The following is a 16,286-nucleotide window of genomic DNA, read 5'->3' on the forward strand; positions in this document are numbered from 1 at the left end:
GCGTTTAAAAATTCATCGATGAACATTCCGCTCGTTTGTGGCGGACCAAGATGATTTTTTTAATTTCGAGGAATATCCATGAAACGTCGCGAATTTCTTCGCTATACCACTCTGGGTGGTATAGCCCTCTCTGGGTCTGGCCTATTGGTCCACGCTTTGGCCGGACGACATACCGAGACGTTACCAACAGCTCTGTTAGATAACACTAGCATCCCTGCAGGACGACCCCTTCAACCACTGCCCCGGATTGCAAACTTGAGTGATCAGGTTGGACGCTTTCAAAGTGTGTTAACCCCAGCTGCCCATGCGGTGCCAGTGAGCGATGGGCTTGAGGCAAAGTTGTGGCTCTACAACGGCAAAGTGTTGCCATTGATTGAGGTGCGCGAGGGGGATGAGTTAGACATTACGCTGATAAACGAGCTTGAGCACGAAACTACGCTGCACTGGCATGGGGTGCCCGTGCCACAGACGGAAGATGGGGCTCCCTGGGAAGCCGTATTGCCAGGCAAGCCAAGACATTATCGTTATGTTCTTCATAAGGGGAGTGCAGGATTACACTGGTTCCATCCCCACCCACATGAGGGTACTGCGCGACAGGTAGCTCATGGTTTAGCAGGTGCATTATTGGTCAGACCTCGGCTTGACGACTTACCCATGGAGGTGAAGGAACACCTGCTAGTGGTCAGCGACCTGCGCCTGAATTTGGATGGCGAAGTGGCACCCCATACCAGCGAAGATTGGATGAATGGACGCGAGGGGGAGCTTCTGTTGGTCAACGGCCAACGCGAGCCACGCCTCGATGTTGCACCCGGCAGCACCTTACGGCTGCGACTGGTCAATGCCTGTGCTGGCCGGTACTTGCGTTTACGCCTGGACGAACATGAGCTTTCCCTGATTGGCACCGATGGTGGTTTGCTTGAGCGGCCACAGCCGCTCAGCGAACTGCTGCTCACTCCAGGTGAGCGGGCCGATCTTCTTGTGCGAATAAGCGAGAAAGCAGAAAAGAGTTTTGAACTGGCGAGTCATCCCTATACACGTGGTTGGATGGGAGCTAAGCCCACACATCTGGACGAGATTGCTCCGCTATTATCGATTCATACCCTTAACACTGGCGTATTCCCAGCCGTCGCGTTACCTGACCCCTTGTCCCATATCTCACCCCTAGGCGAACCAGCAGTGAGACGTCGAGTGGAACTGACCGAGGTGATGCCAGACCATGGCAATCACGGTGCGGTGAATGGCGATCCGCATGCTGGCCACGGCGGCAGTGACAGCCATCACGGAACCCATGGGCCGGGGCATGGGGCGAGTCACGCTAGCGACGATGATAGAGCGGTTCGACCCAAGGTGGATTTTCTGATCAACGGCCGTGCCTTTGCCATGAACGACGTCCTGTTTGAGGGGCAGGTTGGCGAGGTAGAGGAGTGGGAGATATTCAATAACTCCCATATGGATCACCCCTTCCATGTGCATGGCACCCACTTCCAGGTAATCGCGACTCGCGATGCTGACAGTGAATGGCGAGACGCGCCCTGGCTAGCCTGGAAGGACACTGTCAATCTGGCTCCTTATCAGCGCCTCAAGCTTCGTATGGTGTTCCTCAAGCCCGGCGATTGGCTGTTCCACTGCCACATTATTGAACACGAAGAGTTGGGCATGATGGCGACGATCCGTATTAGCTGAAAGTGACTTATTTTGCTCTAGCCCACCAGACGACTGATAAGGATGTGCTGTCATGACCTATTATCGCTGGCCACTTGCCGTGGCCTTCCTGCTTACCCTGCTTACGGGTTGCTCCCGAGAACCGAGTAGTATCAGTCTTGAGCAATTGCGAGAGCAGACCCATATTCATGGACTGGCTATCGATCGATCTGATAGCGAACGACTGTGGTTGGCCACCCACCATGGCTTTTATGCCGTTGGAAGTGATGGAATGGCCCGCCGGATCTCTGAGGAAACCCATGACTTCATGGGTTTTGCTCCTCACCCAGAAGAAGGCGAGACCTTTTTTGCCAGCGGCCACCCGGCCAGGGGGGGGGACCTCGGCGTGGTTAAGTCAAGGGATTCAGGCCGCAACTGGTCGCCATTAGCCACCGGCGTTGACGGCCCGGTAGATTTTCATCAGATGACAATCAGTGAGGCTACTCCCAACGTACTCTATGGAGCTAATGCTGGCCAGCTTCAAATCAGCCAGGATGGTGGTGCCAATTGGCAGATTCGCGCCAAGGCGCCGGCCGGGCTGATTGCCCTGGCCGCCTCGAGCCGTGATCCAGAGCAACTCTATGCCGCCACCCAGACCGGGCTATTGATGAGTCCTGACGGAGGCGAACGATGGCGACAAGTATACCCTGAGCGCCGCCCTACGAGCCTGGTGGTGGCCAGCCAAGGAGAGCTTTACGCCTTCATGATAGGTGTAGGCTTGCTGAGAGTTGAGGAGGGCAGCCGGGATTGGGAGGTAGTCAAGCGCGGCTGGGAAGAGCGCTATCTGATGCACCTGGCGCTGGATCCGCACGACCCACAGCGTTTGGCGGCGGTCGATGACCTCAACCAACTGCTGATCAGTACTAACGGTGGACGCGACTGGTCGCACCTCAAATAAATCGGGAGGTACCCCATGTTGCAATATCCCCAGATTGATCCAGTGGCCATCAGCCTCGGCCCGTTCGCGATTCACTGGTATGGCCTGATGTATGTGGTGGGCTTCGTCGCCGCCTGGTGGCTTGGGCGCCTTAGAGCTAATCGACTCAAGCTAACCCACGATGACATTAGCGACCTGATCTTTTACTCCGCTGTAGGCGTAGTGGTTGGTGGCCGGTTGGGCTATGTCCTGTTCTATGGAATAGAGCAGTTCCTGGCCAACCCCTTATGGCTGTTCAAAGTTTGGGAAGGCGGTATGAGCTTTCATGGTGGGCTGCTCGGGGTGCTGGCGGCGACGCTATGGTTTGCGCGAAAGCATCGGCTCGGCTTCTTTGCCCTAACCGACTTCATCGCACCACTGGTGCCGATCGGGCTTGGTGCAGGGCGAATCGGGAATTTCATCAATCACGAGCTGCCGGGGCGCGTCAGCAACCTGCCCTGGGCGATGCCGTTTCCCCACATGGGCCCAGAGCCACGCCACCCCTCTGCGCTTTATGAATTCGCCCTGGAAGGGGTGGTGCTGTTCGTGCTGCTGTGGTGGTTTTCCGCTGAGCCGCGGCGGCGAGGGCTAATCTCTGGTCTTTTTTTGCTGCTGTACGGCGTGTTTCGCTTCACGGTTGAATTCGTGAGGTTGCCGGATGAACACATCGGCTTCCTCGCGTTTGGCTGGGTCACCATGGGCATGCTGCTGACTGCCCCGATGATACTGGTTGGCATGGCGCTGATCACCTGGTCGCGCCAACAGCCGGTGGATAATCATAGCCAACCCGGTTCATACCTGTGCCGCCGAGAGAAGAAGACACAATGATACTAACGCTTAGGTACTCCAACACCATCACTGCCATGACTATTAAAACGGGGCTAGGGGCGTTGCTTATTGCTACGCAGCTGAGCACTTTACCTGTGCTTGCTGAAGAAACGGGGGAGTGGCCGCTGGGCCACTACAGGTTGCCTGAACACGGTGACCTGATTGGTGAGGCCTATACGGTAGTGGTAGGCAACGAGGCGGATACACTCCTCGATATCGCCCGCACCCATAACCTGGGCTACGAGGAAATCCGTCGAGCTAATCCGGATGTCAGCATTTGGGTGCCGGGCGTAGGAACAGAAGTGCTCGTGCCAGCCCAGCACATCCTGCCCGATGCTGATAGGACTGGTATTGTCATTAACATCGCCGAGTTGCGTCTCTATTATTATCCGGAGGTAGGCGAAGGTGAGGTGCCCCGAGTCGAGACTTATCCGATCGGCATTGGTCGAGACGGCTATGACACCCCACTGGGAATTACCACCACTACCATGCGGCTTGAGGATCCTGCCTGGTATCCGCCACGTTCCATGCGTGAAGAAGCGGCGGCGCGTGGCGAATCAGCACCCGCCGTGGTGCCGCCAGGTCCCGATAACCCACTCGGCAAGCATGCCATCCTACTCGATATACCTGGTTATCTAATTCACGGTACCAATGATCCAGACGGCATTGGCATGCGCGCTAGCCGTGGCTGCATACGCATGTTTCCGGAAGATATTAAAGCAATATTCGGTGCTGTGCCTTTAGGCACTCAGGTTAATATCGTCGATCAGCCCATCAAGGTCGGCTGGGACGATGGCACTGCGTTTGTGCAGGTATATCAGTTTCTTGAAGATCAGAATCACGGAATTCAATCACTGCTTGAGACGCAGCCGATGCTCAATCAGTACGTCGTGGATCAATCGGTAAGTTATTCACAACTCCAAGAACTGCTGGAGAGATCCGACGGTCAAGTAGTGCCCATCGATACGCCAACTCAGGATGAGCTTGTAGAAGAGCAAGAGCAACCCTTGATACTGTTTCATGAGGTGGGTCTTTAACGCTTTCATACGGGTGTATGGGACGCTGAGAAAAGACAGCCAAGCTTCACAGGCACCCGAATAAAGTCGATATTAATCAAGCGTGAAATAGGGCTAGCATTTCGATGAAATGGTGTCTAGGTATGAGAAAGATATGAACAATCACGTTATAGCTAAAAAAGTCAGTGAAGAGAAACCGGCGTCTTCAATAAAAGCCAATAAGTCGACTAGGCGTCATAGAATTGGAAGACATTTCGTTGTTGTACTGATTGGTGCCATGACAGCTTATCTTTTTTGGTTGAGCCGAATGGAGTGGGACGCTGAGATGCGCACTTGGCGTGCTTTAGGCGATGCTGCTTTTATCCTGTTATTTGTCACCATGGTGATAGGCCCTGTGGTGAAAATATGGCCTAGGCAATTGAGCTTTCTTGTCAATTGGCGGCGAGCCTTCGGGATCTGGTTTGCGATCTTTGCCTCTGTGCATGCTTTTCTAGTGTGGGATGGCTGGGCACGGTGGTCGATTCGTGGATTTTTAGGCTATCAGGAGCTGCCTTTGGCGGGGCTTTCAGGCCCGGTTCTTGTGGATCCGGGGTTCGGGCTTGCGAATATGGTCGGGTTAGTCGCCCTCTTTTTTGGGCTCGTCCTGTTTGCCATATCATCCGACAAGGCCATGCGCTTCCTGGGAAGCTCAACATGGAAGCATCTTCAAAATTATGCCTATGTGGTTTTCTATCTAGTTGCTCTTCATGGAATCTACTTTCTCTTCCTACATTATGAGCTGAGTCTCAGGAATCTAGTTTTCCAGAGTGGGGTGTCTGGGCCCAATTGGTTTCGGTTCTGGTTTGTAGGGCTCGTGAGTATTGTCTTTACCGTTCAGGTTGCGGCAATGATAAAACTGATTTTACAGCGAAGAAAAGGTGGTTTAGGGGGAGCATGAGCGATGAAAGGGAAAAGCCGGGGGCAGTAACGCTGCCCTCCAGGCGACGTCGATTCTGGCGTCGTTTACTGCTCGTGGTGGGAGTTGCTCATCTGGTTGGGTTTGTGTCGTCACTGGATGCGATGATGTCGAGCCGTACCTCTCAGGGAGCTGTGGCCTGGATCGTTTCACTAAACACATTGCCCTATGTGGCGGTGCCAGCCTACTGGGTGTTCGGCCGCACGAAATTCCAGGGCTATGTCTCTGCACGACGCGACGAGAACTCGGTGTTGGGGCAGGCGCTTGCTGAAAAACTGGCCGAGCTGCGGGCTCATGGGGTTTCGGATGAACACTCTGACAAGCATCTGGTGGGTGTCGAACAGCTGGCCAAGCTGCCGTTTCTAGGTGGCAACCGGGTGGAACTGCTGATCGACGGTGAGCAGACCTTCGAGAGCTTGTTTGCCGGTATTGATGCTGCTGAGCGCTATCTGCTTGTGCAGTTTTATATCGTTCGGGCTGATGCAGTGGGATTGGCGCTGCAGGCACGGCTGATTGAGAAGGCTAGGCAGGGCGTGGAGGTCTTCTTTCTATACGATGAAATTGGAAGTTATGCGTTGCCGAGCCACTATCTCCAGACGCTGGAAGAGGCGGGTGTTCGAGTACATCGCTTTCATTCTACGCGGGGGACAGGTAATCGCTTCCAGCTCAACTTTCGCAACCATCGCAAGATAATGGTGGCCGATGGGGAAAGAGCTTGGGTCGGTGGATTCAATGTTGGCGATGAATACTTGGAAGGCCACCCACGAATTGGCCCGTGGCGTGATACCCACCTAATGATTGAGGGGCCTGCGGCCTTGGCGCTGCAGCTGGTGTTTCTTGAAGATTGGCACTGGGCGACTGAGGAAATCCCCGAGCTTCCCTGGTCACCGCTAATTCCAAGCGGCCATGGTACACCGGTGCTCATTCTTCCGAGTGGGCCCGCAGACCGATTTGAGACGGCTAGTCTGATGATTCAACAGGCAATTCACGCCGCGCAAGAGCGTATCTGGATATCCAGTCCCTACTTTGTGCCAGATGAGGGGGTGCTGGCGATGCTTAAACTAGCCTCGTTAAGCGGAGTAGAGGTGAAAATCCTGATTCCCGAACGTCCAGATAACCTTCTAACCTACTTTGCGGCCTATGCCTTTCTCGATTCGCTTCTCGAGGCGGGGGTCGAGGTCTATCGCTACGAGGGGGGCTTCTTACATGGCAAAGCCTTTTTGGTTGACGAAATCGGTGCGGCAGTGGGTACCGTTAACCTCGACAACCGCTCCTTTCGACTCAACTTCGAGGTGACGGCGATGGTGATGGACGCCGACTTTGCCGCCGAGGTTGATGCGATGTTCAAGGCGGATTTCGCGCGGGCACGGCAGATGCAGCCAGAAGAGATCAGCGATAAGCCGCTTTGGCATCGGGTGGTGGCTCGAGCGGCCTATTTGTTTGCGCCGGTCTTATGAGTGTGCTTGATCACTCTATTGCCCGCTGGCCTGTGATTTTGCATTCAAGTCTTCGCTTTGGAGTTTCAGGCCATGATGAAAGCCCCTCGTGCAATACTCAATCCAGATAGTAAACTTCAGGCAACCTCTCGGTTTTAAGCTGAAATAAAATGAACAGTTGAAGAAAAGGTAATGCGATTCACCGAGTTGGCTCGGGCTGGTGTGGTAACTGTACGCCATTAAACTCGTTAGGGTCTGGTACAACCGTAACGAGATCTGTGCAACGGCTGTTGACTCTGTGACGAGCAGGCTATTGGACGCCTCCGATTCGTTGACTGCGCAGATTCCCTAGGAGAGGGTCTTAGTTAATGAAGAAGATATTGTTGCGCAGACCAAGACAACCTTACGGTGGTTGACAGTAGTATGTAGCTGGCTGAACAAGGCCATTGCATTCGCATGCGGATTCAAGGGCTTCAGGTGATGGCGCAATTTTTCCGGGAGTGCGCGTCTAAGAATGCGCTTTTCACACTCACGTCAAATTACCATTATTCTTATGTCAGGAAAGTAGGTGTTAGTGTGAAGCAATTTCATTGAAAAAGTCTGGGTTATTCCGAATCGTCGCCAGTACCTTAGCGGCTAGCCCCGTAGGATTATTACGTTTGCCTTCCCAGCTTTTGATCGTATCCACGCTGGTTCCCATTGCGCTGGCAAATTCCGCCTGAGAAACATTGAGCTTGGTACGAATGGCTTTTACATCGGCTACTTCATGGCGTGCTGTGCGGCTAGCCTCAGTGTTGCCCTGATTAATCTGGGTATACGGATTTAATGGTTGATGGGGCACCTTCACCCCATCAATCTGATACCACCCTCAGATGGTTGATAGATCGACTCCGTAGTTGAGTTCCTCTGCGAAGTCCGGCAGTCCGTAACCGATGGTTTTCTTGTAGAAAGGAGAGACCTTCGCAGTCGGTGCCTTCTTCTTGTGCTTCGTGGTGTAGAGCATTCGTGCCCGCATCACCTCGAAGGAGTAACCGCGCCCTTCACGGTTCTTGTCCTTGGCCAGTCGGTTGATGGACTCCGTGTAAGCGTTGGTGACGGGCATGTCCGTCTCGAAGTAGGTCATGGTCTCTTCGCGCCAGTTTCCCACTGCCCTGACCAGATCGCTCCAGACTTCCTTTTGGCCCTTCGGGATGGTGGCTATCCACTCGTCCAGGGCGGCTTCTGCCTGGAGCCGTGTGGTGGCGTCCCAGATGCCGTAGAAGCGCTCCTTGTGCTCGTAGGCGGCCAGCAGTTGCGGGAACGCGCCTGTCCAGGTCTCCATGATGAGGCACTCCCGGTCTGAGACTTCGTGAGCGCGTTTCAGCAGGATTTTCCGGTCTCCCTTGAGAGTCCGGCTCTGGGACGGTTTCAGCTCCTTTCTGAGGCCCTTGCGCACTCTCTCTAGGGCATCGTTGGCCATGCGCACCACATGGAACTTATCGACCACGATACGGGCCTGGGGCAGCACAGCCTTGACCGCTGCCCGGTAGGGGTTCCACATGTCCATGCTGACGATCTCGACCTTCTGCCGGTCTTTCAGCTTCATCAGGTAGTTGGTCACCACGTCCTGGCGGCGGGTGGCCAGCAGGTCGAGCAGGGTTCGCTCCTCAATGTTGGTCAGAATGCAGCGGTAGCGCTTGTTCAGGTATAGCTCGTCAATGCCCAGGATGCGGGGCGTCTCGAAGCGGTGCCAGCGCCCCAGGAACTCGGCGCGGGCGTTGAAGATGTCGCGCACCGTCTTCTCGTCCAGGCCGGTCTGTGCCGCCACAAAGGTGTAGGGGTGGTTGAAGGATTCCTTCTCCACGTACTCATGCAGCCGCAGTGTCATACGGAATCCGTCCACCATCTCCGGTAGCTGGGGCCTGAATGTTGTCTTGCAGGCCCGGCAGGTGTATCGGCGGCGGACCACCCAGAGAGTGACCCGCTTGCCGTGGATGGGCAGATCACGATAGGGAACGTCACGCTTGCCGAACCGTACGAACTCACCCTGCACGCCGCATTCCTCGCAGGCGATGGGATCGGGCACGTCCACCTGGAAGTGCATTTCGTCGTCGGTTGATTTGCAGCCCAGTACTTGGTATTGCGGCAGGTGAAGGATGTTGTCGGGAAGTTCGGTCATGGTGTTGTATAGGCGTAGGTGTCAGTCAGATCCATCCGGCTCGGCATTGGTGTTTGCTTTTTGGGGTCGTCTCAGAATTCGGAAAATAAAGCACGCTAAGGCGTAGTCACCCCGTGACTCCCCCGCGCCGATGCAGCGAGCTTCGTTCCGTCTTGCAGTGACACAATCAGCGGGCAGGAAACGTTCCCTTTCCGCGCATGGCAGGCGCACACCAGTTCAGACAGCACGGCCTCCATGCGTGCCAAGTCGGCCATCTTCTCGCGCACATCCTTGAGCTTGTGCTCGGCCAGGCCGCTGGCTTCCTCGCAATGGGTGCCATCCTCCAGCCGCAGTAGCTCGGCGATTTCGTCCAGGCTAAAGCCCAGCCGCTGGGCCGATTTCACGAACCGCACTCGTGTTACATCCGCCTCGCCATAGCGGCGAATGCTGCCATAGGGCTTGTCTGGCTCCGGCAGCAGGCCCTTGCGCTGGTAGAACCGGATGGTCTCCACATTGACCCCGGCCGCCTTGGCAAAAACGCCAATGGTCAGATTCTCAAAATTAATTTGCATATCGCTTGACTCCGTACATAACTACGGAAGTAAGCTTAAGCTATCCAAACCAAATTTGAAAGGACAAGCGTATGTCTGAACCACAAAACGGGCGCGGCGCGCTCTTCGCCGGTGGGCTGGCCGCCATTCTTGCGTCGGCCTGCTGCCTGGGGCCGCTGGTTTTGATCGCCTTGGGGTTCAGCGGGGCATGGATCGGCAACCTGACGGTGCTGGAACCCTATCGCCCGATCTTCATCGGCGCAGCGCTGGTCGCGCTGTTTTTCGCCTGGCGGCGCATCTACCGCCCGGCGCAAGCCTGCAAACCGGGTGAGGTCTGCGCGATTCCCCAAGTGCGAGCTACTTACAAGCTCATTTTCTGGATCGTGGCCGCGCTGGTCCTGGTCGCGCTCGGATTTCCCTACGTCATGCCATTTTTCTATTAATCACAGGAGTTCATCATGAAAAAACTGTTTGCCGCCCTCGCCCTCGCTGCCGTTGTTGCCCCCGTGTGGGCCGCGACCCAGACAGTCACGCTGTCCGTACCCGGCATGACCTGCCCCACCTGCCCGATCACCGTCAAAATGGCGATTTCCAGGATTGAAGGCGTTGATAAAGTTGACGTTACCTTCGAACCACGCGAAGCGGTTGTCACCTTCGATGATACCAAGACCAGTGTGCATGAGTTGATCAAGGCCACTGGCGATGCGGGCTACCCGTCCAGTGTTAAGCAATGAGCCACTGAGTCCGAACCTGGCGATCATGGGACTGATTACACGCATTGCCGACAAGGCTGGCGCGCTTGGCAGCGTTGTTTCCGCGATGGGATGCGCTGCCTGTTTCCCGGCTATCGCCAGCCTGGGCGCGGCCATCGGCCTTGGCTTTCTACAGGAATACGAAGGGTTGTTTATCTCCAAGCTGCTGCCGCTGTTCGCAGTCGTGGCTTTGCTGGCGAATGCACTGGGCTGGCTGAGTCATCGGCAATGGTACCGCAGCCTGCTCGGGATGGTCGGCCCAGCCATCGTGCTGGCGGCCATGCTCTTGTTTTTTGGCAATTGGTGGACGGCGAACCTCCTCTATGTCGGTCTGGCCTTGATGATCGGGGTGTCGATCTGGGATCTGCTCTCACCGGCCAACCGCCGCTGCGAACTACCACCCAAACACGGCTAACTGCATTGGCAGTTGCCGAAACGAAAAGGAACGATGCAATGTATTTGAATATCACCGGAATGACCTGCGACTCGTGCGCGACACATGTCAAGGACGCCCTGGAGAAAGTGCCGGGCGTGCTGTCGGCGCTCGTGTCCTACCCGAAAGGCTCCGCGCAACTCGCCACCGATCCCGGCACCTCGCCAGAGGCGCTGACCGCCGCTGTGGCCGGCCTCGGCTACAAGGCCACACCCGCCGATGCCCCATCCACTTCAGCGCGGGGCAGACTGCTTGGCAAGGCGCTGGGATGGCTGGGCGGTGGCGACAAGGCTGGTGGTGATGGGGACGGACTGCACGTCGCCGTTATTGGCAGCGGCGGAGCCGCGATGGCGGCGGCGCTGAAGGCCGTCGAGCAAGGTGCGAACGTCACGCTGATCGAGCGCGGCACCATCGGCGGTACTTGCGTCAATGTCGGCTGCGTGCCGTCCAAGATCATGATCCGCGCTGCCCATATCGCCCATTTGCGCCGTGAAAGCCCATTCGACAGTGGCATCGCGGCGACTGTGCCTGCGATTGATCGCAGCAAACTACTGGCCCAGCAGCAGGCGCGCGTCGATGAGCTGCGCCACGCCAAGTACGAAGGCATCCTGGACAGCAACCCGGCCATCACCGTGCTGCATGGTGAAGCGCGTTTCAAGGACGACCAGAGCCTTGCCGTCCGTTTAAACGATGGCGGCGAGCGTGTGGTGGCGTTCGACCGCTGCCTGGTCGCCACGGGTGCCAGCCCGGCCGTGCCGCCGATTCCGGGCCTGAAAGAGTCACCCTACTGGACTTCCACCGAGGCCCTGGTCAGCGACACCATTCCCGAGCGCCTGGCCGTGATCGGCTCGTCTGTGGTGGCGCTGGAACTGGCGCAAGCCTTTGCCCGGCTGGGCAGCAAAGTGACGATCCTGGCACGCAGCACGCTGTTCTTCCGCGAAGACCCGGCCATCGGCGAGGCCGTTACAGCCGCGTTCCGTGCCGAAGGGATCAAGGTATTGGAACACACGCAAGCCAGCCAGGTCGCGCATGTGGACGGCGAATTCGTGCTGACCACCGGGTACGGTGAAATACGCGCCGACCAGCTGCTGGTCGCCACTGGCAGGGCACCGAACACGCGCAGCCTGGCATTGGAAGCGGCGGGAGTCGCTGCCAATGCGCAGGGGGCCATCGTCATCGACAAGGGCATGCGCACCAGTACGCCACACATTTATGCGGCTGGCGACTGCACCGACCAGCCTCAGTTCGTCTATGTGGCGGCAGCGGCCGGCACCCGTGCTGCGATCAACATGACTGGCGGCGATGCGGCCCTGGACCTGACCGCAATGCCGGCCGTGGTGTTCACCGACCCGCAGGTCGCCACCGTGGGCTACAGCGAGGCGGAAGCACATCACGACGGGATCGAGACCGACAGTCGCACCTTGACCTTGGACAACGTGCCGCGTGCGCTTGCCAACTTCGACACACGCGGCTTCATCAAGCTGGTCATCGAGGAAGGTAGCGGACGGCTCATCGGCGTGCAAGCGGTGGCCCCGGAAGCGGGTGAACTGATCCAGACGGCGGTGCTCGCCATTCGCAACCGTATGACCGTGCAGGAACTGGCCGACCAATTGTTCCCCTACCTGACCATGGTCGAAGGGCTGAAGCTCGCGGCGCAGACCTTCAGCAATGACGTGAAGCAGCTTTCGTGCTGCGCCGGATGAGGAAAAGGAGGTGTTCAATGAGCGCCTACACAGTGTCCCGGCTGGCCCTTGATGCCGGGGTGAGCGTGCATATCGTGCGCGACTACCTGCTGCGCGGATTGCTACGGCCGGTCGCGTGCACCACGGGCGGCTACGGCTTGTTCGATGACACCGCGTTGCAACGGCTGCGCTTTGTACGGGCTGCCTTCGAAGCGGGTATCGGCCTGGACGCACTGGCGCGGCTGTGCCGGGCGCTGGATGCTGCGGACGGTGACGGTGCGTCTGCGCAGCTTGCCGTGTTGCGGCAACTCGTCGAGCGTCGGCGCGAGGCCCTGGCCAGCCTCGAAATGCAACTGGCCGCCATGCCAACCGAACCGGCACAGCACGCGGAGAGTCTGCCATGAACAGCCCAGAGCACTTGCCGTCTGAGACGCACAAACCGATCACCGGCTACTTGTGGGGCGCGCTGGCCGTGCTCATTCGGCAACCCTTCGCCGGCAACTGGGGTGACGGCACCACGTCATCGTCGGACGGCCAGAACTTCAGAACCGGCAGCAAAGCAGAAAGCACTGGTCATATCAACCCGAAGTATGGAAGCAGTCCAGGACGGACTTTCTACACCCATATCTCCGACCAGTACGCGCCCTTCAGTGCCAAGGTGGTCAACGTGGGCATTCGTGATTCAACTTACGTGCTTGATGGCCTGCTGTACCACGAGTCGGACTTGCGCATCGAGGAACACTACACCGACACGGCAGGCTTCACCGATCACGTGTTTGGCTTGATGCATTTGCTGGGATTTCGCTTCGCGCCGCGTATCCGTGACTTGGGCGAAACCAAGCTATTCATCCCCAAGGGCGATGCCGCCTATGACGCGCTCAAGCCGATGATTAGCAGCGACAGGCTGAACATCAAGCAAATACGCGCCCATTGGGATGAAATTCTGCGGCTGGCCACCTCCATCAAGCAAGGCACGGTAACGGCTTCGCTGATGCTGCGCAAACTCGGCAGCTACCCGCGCCAGAACGGCTTGGCCGTGGCGTTGCGCGAGCTGGGGCGCATCGAGCGCACGCTGTTCATTTTGGATTGGCTGCAAAGCGTGGAGCTGCGCCGCCGCGTCCATGCGGGGCTGAATAAGGGCGAGGCGCGCAACGCGCTGGCCAGGGCGGTCTTCTTCTACCGATTGGGTGAAATCCGCGACCGCAGTTTTGAGCACCAGCGCTACCGGGCCAGCGGCCTCAATCTGGTGACGGCGGCCATCGTGTTGTGGAACACGGTATATCTGGAGCGTGCCACCAGTGCTTTGCGTGGCAACGGCACGGCGCTGGACGACACATTGTTGCAATATCTGTCGCCGCTGGGGTGGGAGCACATCAACCTGACCGGCGATTACCTATGGCGCAGCAGCGCCAAGGTCGGTGCGGGGAAGTTTAGGCCATTGCGACCGCTGCCACCGGCTTAGCGTGCTTTATTTTCCGTTTTCTGAGACGACCCCTTTTTTACCCAACAAGCTGCTGGAAACGAAAAGTAAGGCACCGAGGACAATTGCAATATCAGCCAGGTTGAAGGCCGGCCAATGCCAGTCTCGCCAATAGAAATCAAAGGAATCCACAACATAGCCGCGAAAGACCCGGTCAATCAGGTTGCCCATGGCGCCACCGAGGATAAGACTGTAAGCGATGGCTTCTCCTTTATGACGATTTTCAAGGATCAGCTTGATCAGAAAAATCGAGACCACTACCGCGATTCCGATAAAAAAGTAGCGCTGCCAGCCTCCACCATTCGCAAAAAGACTGAATGCGGCACCGGTGTTCCATAGGTGCACCCAGTTAAAGAACGGGGTCACCGAAACATACTCGCCATAGGCCATTGATTGCTGCACCAGCCACTTTACAGCCTGATCAGACGCTGCCAGCAGGCCCGATATGGACAATAGGGCATACGGCGAGAGCTTTTTGCCAATAATGAGCATTATTTAACCCTTCAACGCCAGAATGCGTCTGGCACCGTTAAGTACAATGACCCCCGCGATGGTGCCGATAATCAGATCCGGATAATTGGACCCGGTCCACGCGACCAGGGCGCCGGCGGTGATGACCCCCAGGTTGATCACCACGTCGTTGGCCGAAAATATCCAGCTAGCCTTCATATGAGCTCCGCCCCCTCGATGTTTGGATACCATCAGCAGACAGGCGGTATTGGCAATCAATGCGACGAATGCGATGGCTATCATCACCAGCGATTCAGGCTCACTACCGAATACAAAGCGCCTCACGACCTCTACGAGTACGCCAACAGCCAAAACCAGTTGGACCACACCAGCAACGTGCGCAACACGGACCTGCCTTTTCACGCTATGCCCAACCGCATAAAGAGCGAGTCCGTACACTGCCGCATCAGCAAAATTGTCCAGGGACTCTGCAATGAGGCCAGTTGACTGAGCCATCAGACCGGCAGTCATTTCCACCACGAACAGAAGTGCATTGATGCCGAGCAACCAGCGCAGGGTCCCGGATTCTTGCTTAGCAGAAGCTGCCGAAAACTCGGCGGCCTTGATGGTCTCCGGATTTGCAGCGACGGTTTCCTGAAGCGAGGCGCCTAGCCCCAAGGTCTTCAGTTTCGAGGTGACGGGCTCGACCTCGCCGTCATGCACGACCTTCAGCCGGCGGTTCGACAAGTCGAAGGACAGCGCCCGAATCTCCTCAAAGCCGTTCAGGGCTAGGCGAATCATTCGTTCTTCTGATGGACAGTCCATCTTCGGCACGGCATAAACACTGACCCATCTCCCTGGCGCCTCGGAGGAGGCCTGTATATCGGTATCCGCTGCGGACGTTGCATCACCGCCACAGGCGCCACCACAGGATTTGCTCATGATACGACTCCACTTGAACAATGTTGTGGTACCATTTAAAACTATAAAGCTACTATAAGGTCAATAGAGTAAAGAATCCGTTGGGGAGGAGGCTGATGCGCATTGGTCAGTTGGCGCAGTTGGTAGGGGTCGAAACACAGACGATCCGCTTCTATGAACAGCAGGGCTTGTTGCCGCCGCCTGATCGGCAGGACAACGGTTACCGTGTCTATACCGAGAAGCATGGTGAGGGGCTGGCCTTCATCCGTCGCTGCAGAATCCTGGGCCTGTCACTGGCTGAGATTCACGAACTACAGAGCTATCAGGACGACCCTCATCAGCCTTGTACCGCCGTCAACGCCTTGCTCGATGATCACATCTCTCATGTGCGGTCGCAGATAACCGCTCTGCAAGCGCTTGAGAAACAACTCGTTTCACTGAGAGCGAGTTGCAACGATGACCGGGAAGTTGAGGCGTGTGGGGTTCTTGCTGGAATTAGCGAAGGAAACATGCACCAGCAGTAGGTGAAGCATCAACCAGATAATCCGATGAGATGCCGGTCTGTCTCACTCTCATGCAAAGGTAAGATCAACCATTTAATCCGCTTACCCATTAATCTCAACGGCTTCCTGCAGCGATGTTTGGAGTTCGTCAAAAATGCTCATCCAGAAACTTCCTCCTTTAATTGGTGGGTCAGTGTTTTCAATGCGGCCTTTTCAGCAAGTGTTATGTTGTCCTTCATGTTCTTAGGGTAGGCCAATATCACAGATATATGGTCGCCGCCTGGTTGTCATCTGGCTGCTAACAGGATGAAAGACATGTGAGTAATGTAATCCCTGGAAAAGATAACGTATTGATAATTCTTGGTTTCCGCATTGCAGGCGCGATACCAAAGTTTATTTTGTTGCACTCATAATCTCTTGGTCGTAAATTCATGTGCTACTGGAGTTTCCAGCTGTTGCAGCGTAACGGTGTAGCTCATCGATGATTCCATATATGGCAGTAATCGTCGGCATGGTGGATACCTA

General features: G+C 56.4%; 17 protein-coding genes and 1 pseudogene. 13 read left to right on the plus strand and 5 right to left on the minus strand.

The features are described from left to right. The first annotated feature begins 255 nt into the window (after positions 1–255). From LOS15_RS09575 to cls, 6 genes are all read left to right on the plus strand, one after another. Positions 256–1,683, plus strand: a complete 1,428-nt coding sequence (locus LOS15_RS09575) for a multicopper oxidase family protein (protein ID WP_263065532.1) — start codon at positions 256–258, stop codon at positions 1,681–1,683. A 52-nt stretch (positions 1,684–1,735) separates the two neighbouring features. Beyond that, the gene (locus LOS15_RS09580; protein WP_263065533.1) at positions 1,736–2,599 is read left to right on the plus strand and encodes a F510_1955 family glycosylhydrolase; all 864 of its coding nucleotides are present in this window, start codon (positions 1,736–1,738) and stop codon (positions 2,597–2,599) included. A gap of 15 nt (positions 2,600–2,614) precedes the next feature. Next, positions 2,615–3,445, plus strand: coding sequence for a prolipoprotein diacylglyceryl transferase (lgt, locus tag LOS15_RS09585; RefSeq protein ID WP_083007736.1), 831 nt, complete (start codon positions 2,615–2,617; stop codon positions 3,443–3,445). After that, complete coding sequence (locus LOS15_RS09590; RefSeq protein WP_263065536.1) at positions 3,442–4,482, plus strand: L,D-transpeptidase family protein; 1,041 nt, start codon at positions 3,442–3,444, stop codon at positions 4,480–4,482. The genes lgt and LOS15_RS09590 overlap by 4 nt, the downstream gene beginning before the upstream one ends. 133 nt (positions 4,483–4,615) lie before the next feature. Beyond that, positions 4,616–5,398 carry a ferric reductase-like transmembrane domain-containing protein gene (locus LOS15_RS09595; RefSeq protein ID WP_016915544.1) on the plus strand — a complete coding sequence of 261 codons (783 nt, stop codon included), beginning with the start codon at positions 4,616–4,618 and terminating at the stop codon, positions 5,396–5,398. Between the two features lie 125 nt (positions 5,399–5,523). Then, complete coding sequence (cls, locus tag LOS15_RS09600; protein WP_263069676.1) at positions 5,524–6,873, plus strand: cardiolipin synthase; 1,350 nt, start codon at positions 5,524–5,526, stop codon at positions 6,871–6,873. Between the two features lie 550 nt (positions 6,874–7,423). Here cls and nadS read toward each other — a convergent pair. The 3 genes from nadS to merR form a co-directional block, all read right to left on the minus strand. Beyond that, positions 7,424–7,693 carry a NadS family protein gene (gene nadS / locus LOS15_RS09605; RefSeq protein ID WP_083844211.1) on the minus strand — a complete coding sequence of 90 codons (270 nt, stop codon included), beginning with the start codon at positions 7,691–7,693 and terminating at the stop codon, positions 7,424–7,426. Positions 7,694–7,720: 27 nt separating this feature from the next. After that, positions 7,721–9,010 (minus strand): ISL3-like element ISPpu12 family transposase, encoded by a 1,290-nt coding sequence (locus tag LOS15_RS09610; protein ID WP_263065539.1) that lies wholly within the window; start codon positions 9,008–9,010, stop codon positions 7,721–7,723. A 95-nt stretch (positions 9,011–9,105) separates the two neighbouring features. Next, positions 9,106–9,561 carry an Hg(II)-responsive transcriptional regulator gene (gene merR, locus LOS15_RS09615; protein WP_008609174.1) on the minus strand — a complete coding sequence of 152 codons (456 nt, stop codon included), beginning with the start codon at positions 9,559–9,561 and terminating at the stop codon, positions 9,106–9,108. Between the two features lie 71 nt (positions 9,562–9,632). Here merR and LOS15_RS09620 point away from each other — a divergent pair, with 71 nt between their 5' ends. The 6 genes and pseudogenes from LOS15_RS09620 to LOS15_RS09645 all read left to right on the plus strand — a co-directional run. Further along, positions 9,633–9,983: a mercuric transport protein MerT gene (locus LOS15_RS09620; protein WP_001294660.1), complete on the plus strand. Its 351-nt coding sequence runs from the start codon at positions 9,633–9,635 to the stop codon at positions 9,981–9,983. Between the two features lie 15 nt (positions 9,984–9,998). Further along, a complete protein-coding gene (gene merP / locus LOS15_RS09625; protein WP_106452759.1) occupies positions 9,999–10,274 on the plus strand; it encodes a mercury resistance system periplasmic binding protein MerP in 276 nt (91 codons plus the stop codon). 25 nt (positions 10,275–10,299) lie between these two features. Continuing rightward, entirely contained in the window at positions 10,300–10,707 is a 408-nt protein-coding gene (gene merC, locus LOS15_RS09630) for an organomercurial transporter MerC (RefSeq protein ID WP_000522993.1), read from the plus strand. A 38-nt stretch (positions 10,708–10,745) separates the two neighbouring features. Then, positions 10,746–12,428 carry a mercury(II) reductase gene (gene merA, locus LOS15_RS09635; RefSeq protein WP_263065545.1) on the plus strand — a complete coding sequence of 561 codons (1,683 nt, stop codon included), beginning with the start codon at positions 10,746–10,748 and terminating at the stop codon, positions 12,426–12,428. Between the two features lie 17 nt (positions 12,429–12,445). Beyond that, positions 12,446–12,811: a mercury resistance co-regulator MerD gene (gene merD, locus LOS15_RS09640; RefSeq protein ID WP_001277463.1), complete on the plus strand. Its 366-nt coding sequence runs from the start codon at positions 12,446–12,448 to the stop codon at positions 12,809–12,811. An 11-nt stretch (positions 12,812–12,822) separates the two neighbouring features. Next, positions 12,823–13,869: pseudogene (locus LOS15_RS09645) on the plus strand (Tn3 family transposase); the annotation flags it as partial. 6 nt (positions 13,870–13,875) lie between these two features. Here the strand turns inward: LOS15_RS09645 and lspA are convergent. Beyond that, positions 13,876–14,379 carry a signal peptidase II gene (gene lspA, locus LOS15_RS09650; RefSeq protein ID WP_049015781.1) on the minus strand — a complete coding sequence of 168 codons (504 nt, stop codon included), beginning with the start codon at positions 14,377–14,379 and terminating at the stop codon, positions 13,876–13,878. 3 nt (positions 14,380–14,382) lie between these two features. After that, entirely contained in the window at positions 14,383–15,279 is an 897-nt protein-coding gene (locus LOS15_RS09655) for a cation transporter (RefSeq protein ID WP_072676343.1), read from the minus strand. Between the two features lie 95 nt (positions 15,280–15,374). Here LOS15_RS09655 and cadR point away from each other — a divergent pair, with 95 nt between their 5' ends. Further along, entirely contained in the window at positions 15,375–15,782 is a 408-nt protein-coding gene (gene cadR / locus LOS15_RS09660) for a Cd(II)/Pb(II)-responsive transcriptional regulator (RefSeq protein ID WP_004364961.1), read from the plus strand. Positions 15,783–16,286: the final 504 nt, after the last annotated feature.

The sequence above is a fragment of the Halomonas sp. 7T genome, from assembly GCF_025643255.1.
GTDB lineage: Bacteria > Pseudomonadota > Gammaproteobacteria > Pseudomonadales > Halomonadaceae > Vreelandella.

Bases quoted from the DNA above. Each gene is read 5' to 3' on its own strand.
- LOS15_RS09595 (WP_016915544.1), top strand. From the start codon at position 4,616: ATGAACAATCACGTTATAGCTAAAAAAGTCAGTGAAGAGAAACCGGCG.
- LOS15_RS09590 (WP_263065536.1), top strand. From the start codon at position 3,442: ATGATACTAACGCTTAGGTACTCCAACACCATCACTGCCATGACTATT.
- lgt (WP_083007736.1), top strand. From the start codon at position 2,615: ATGTTGCAATATCCCCAGATTGATCCAGTGGCCATCAGCCTCGGCCCG.
- LOS15_RS09655 (WP_072676343.1), bottom strand. From the start codon at position 15,279: ATGAGCAAATCCTGTGGTGGCGCCTGTGGCGGTGATGCAACGTCCGCA.
- LOS15_RS09610 (WP_263065539.1), bottom strand. From the start codon at position 9,010: ATGACCGAACTTCCCGACAACATCCTTCACCTGCCGCAATACCAAGTA.
- merC (WP_000522993.1), top strand. From the start codon at position 10,300: ATGGGACTGATTACACGCATTGCCGACAAGGCTGGCGCGCTTGGCAGC.
- LOS15_RS09620 (WP_001294660.1), top strand. From the start codon at position 9,633: ATGTCTGAACCACAAAACGGGCGCGGCGCGCTCTTCGCCGGTGGGCTG.
- merR (WP_008609174.1), bottom strand. From the start codon at position 9,561: ATGCAAATTAATTTTGAGAATCTGACCATTGGCGTTTTTGCCAAGGCG.
- merD (WP_001277463.1), top strand. From the start codon at position 12,446: ATGAGCGCCTACACAGTGTCCCGGCTGGCCCTTGATGCCGGGGTGAGC.
- lspA (WP_049015781.1), bottom strand. From the start codon at position 14,379: ATGCTCATTATTGGCAAAAAGCTCTCGCCGTATGCCCTATTGTCCATA.
- merA (WP_263065545.1), top strand. From the start codon at position 10,746: ATGTATTTGAATATCACCGGAATGACCTGCGACTCGTGCGCGACACAT.
- LOS15_RS09580 (WP_263065533.1), top strand. From the start codon at position 1,736: ATGACCTATTATCGCTGGCCACTTGCCGTGGCCTTCCTGCTTACCCTG.
- cadR (WP_004364961.1), top strand. From the start codon at position 15,375: ATGCGCATTGGTCAGTTGGCGCAGTTGGTAGGGGTCGAAACACAGACG.
- cls (WP_263069676.1), top strand. From the start codon at position 5,524: ATGTCGAGCCGTACCTCTCAGGGAGCTGTGGCCTGGATCGTTTCACTA.
- merP (WP_106452759.1), top strand. From the start codon at position 9,999: ATGAAAAAACTGTTTGCCGCCCTCGCCCTCGCTGCCGTTGTTGCCCCC.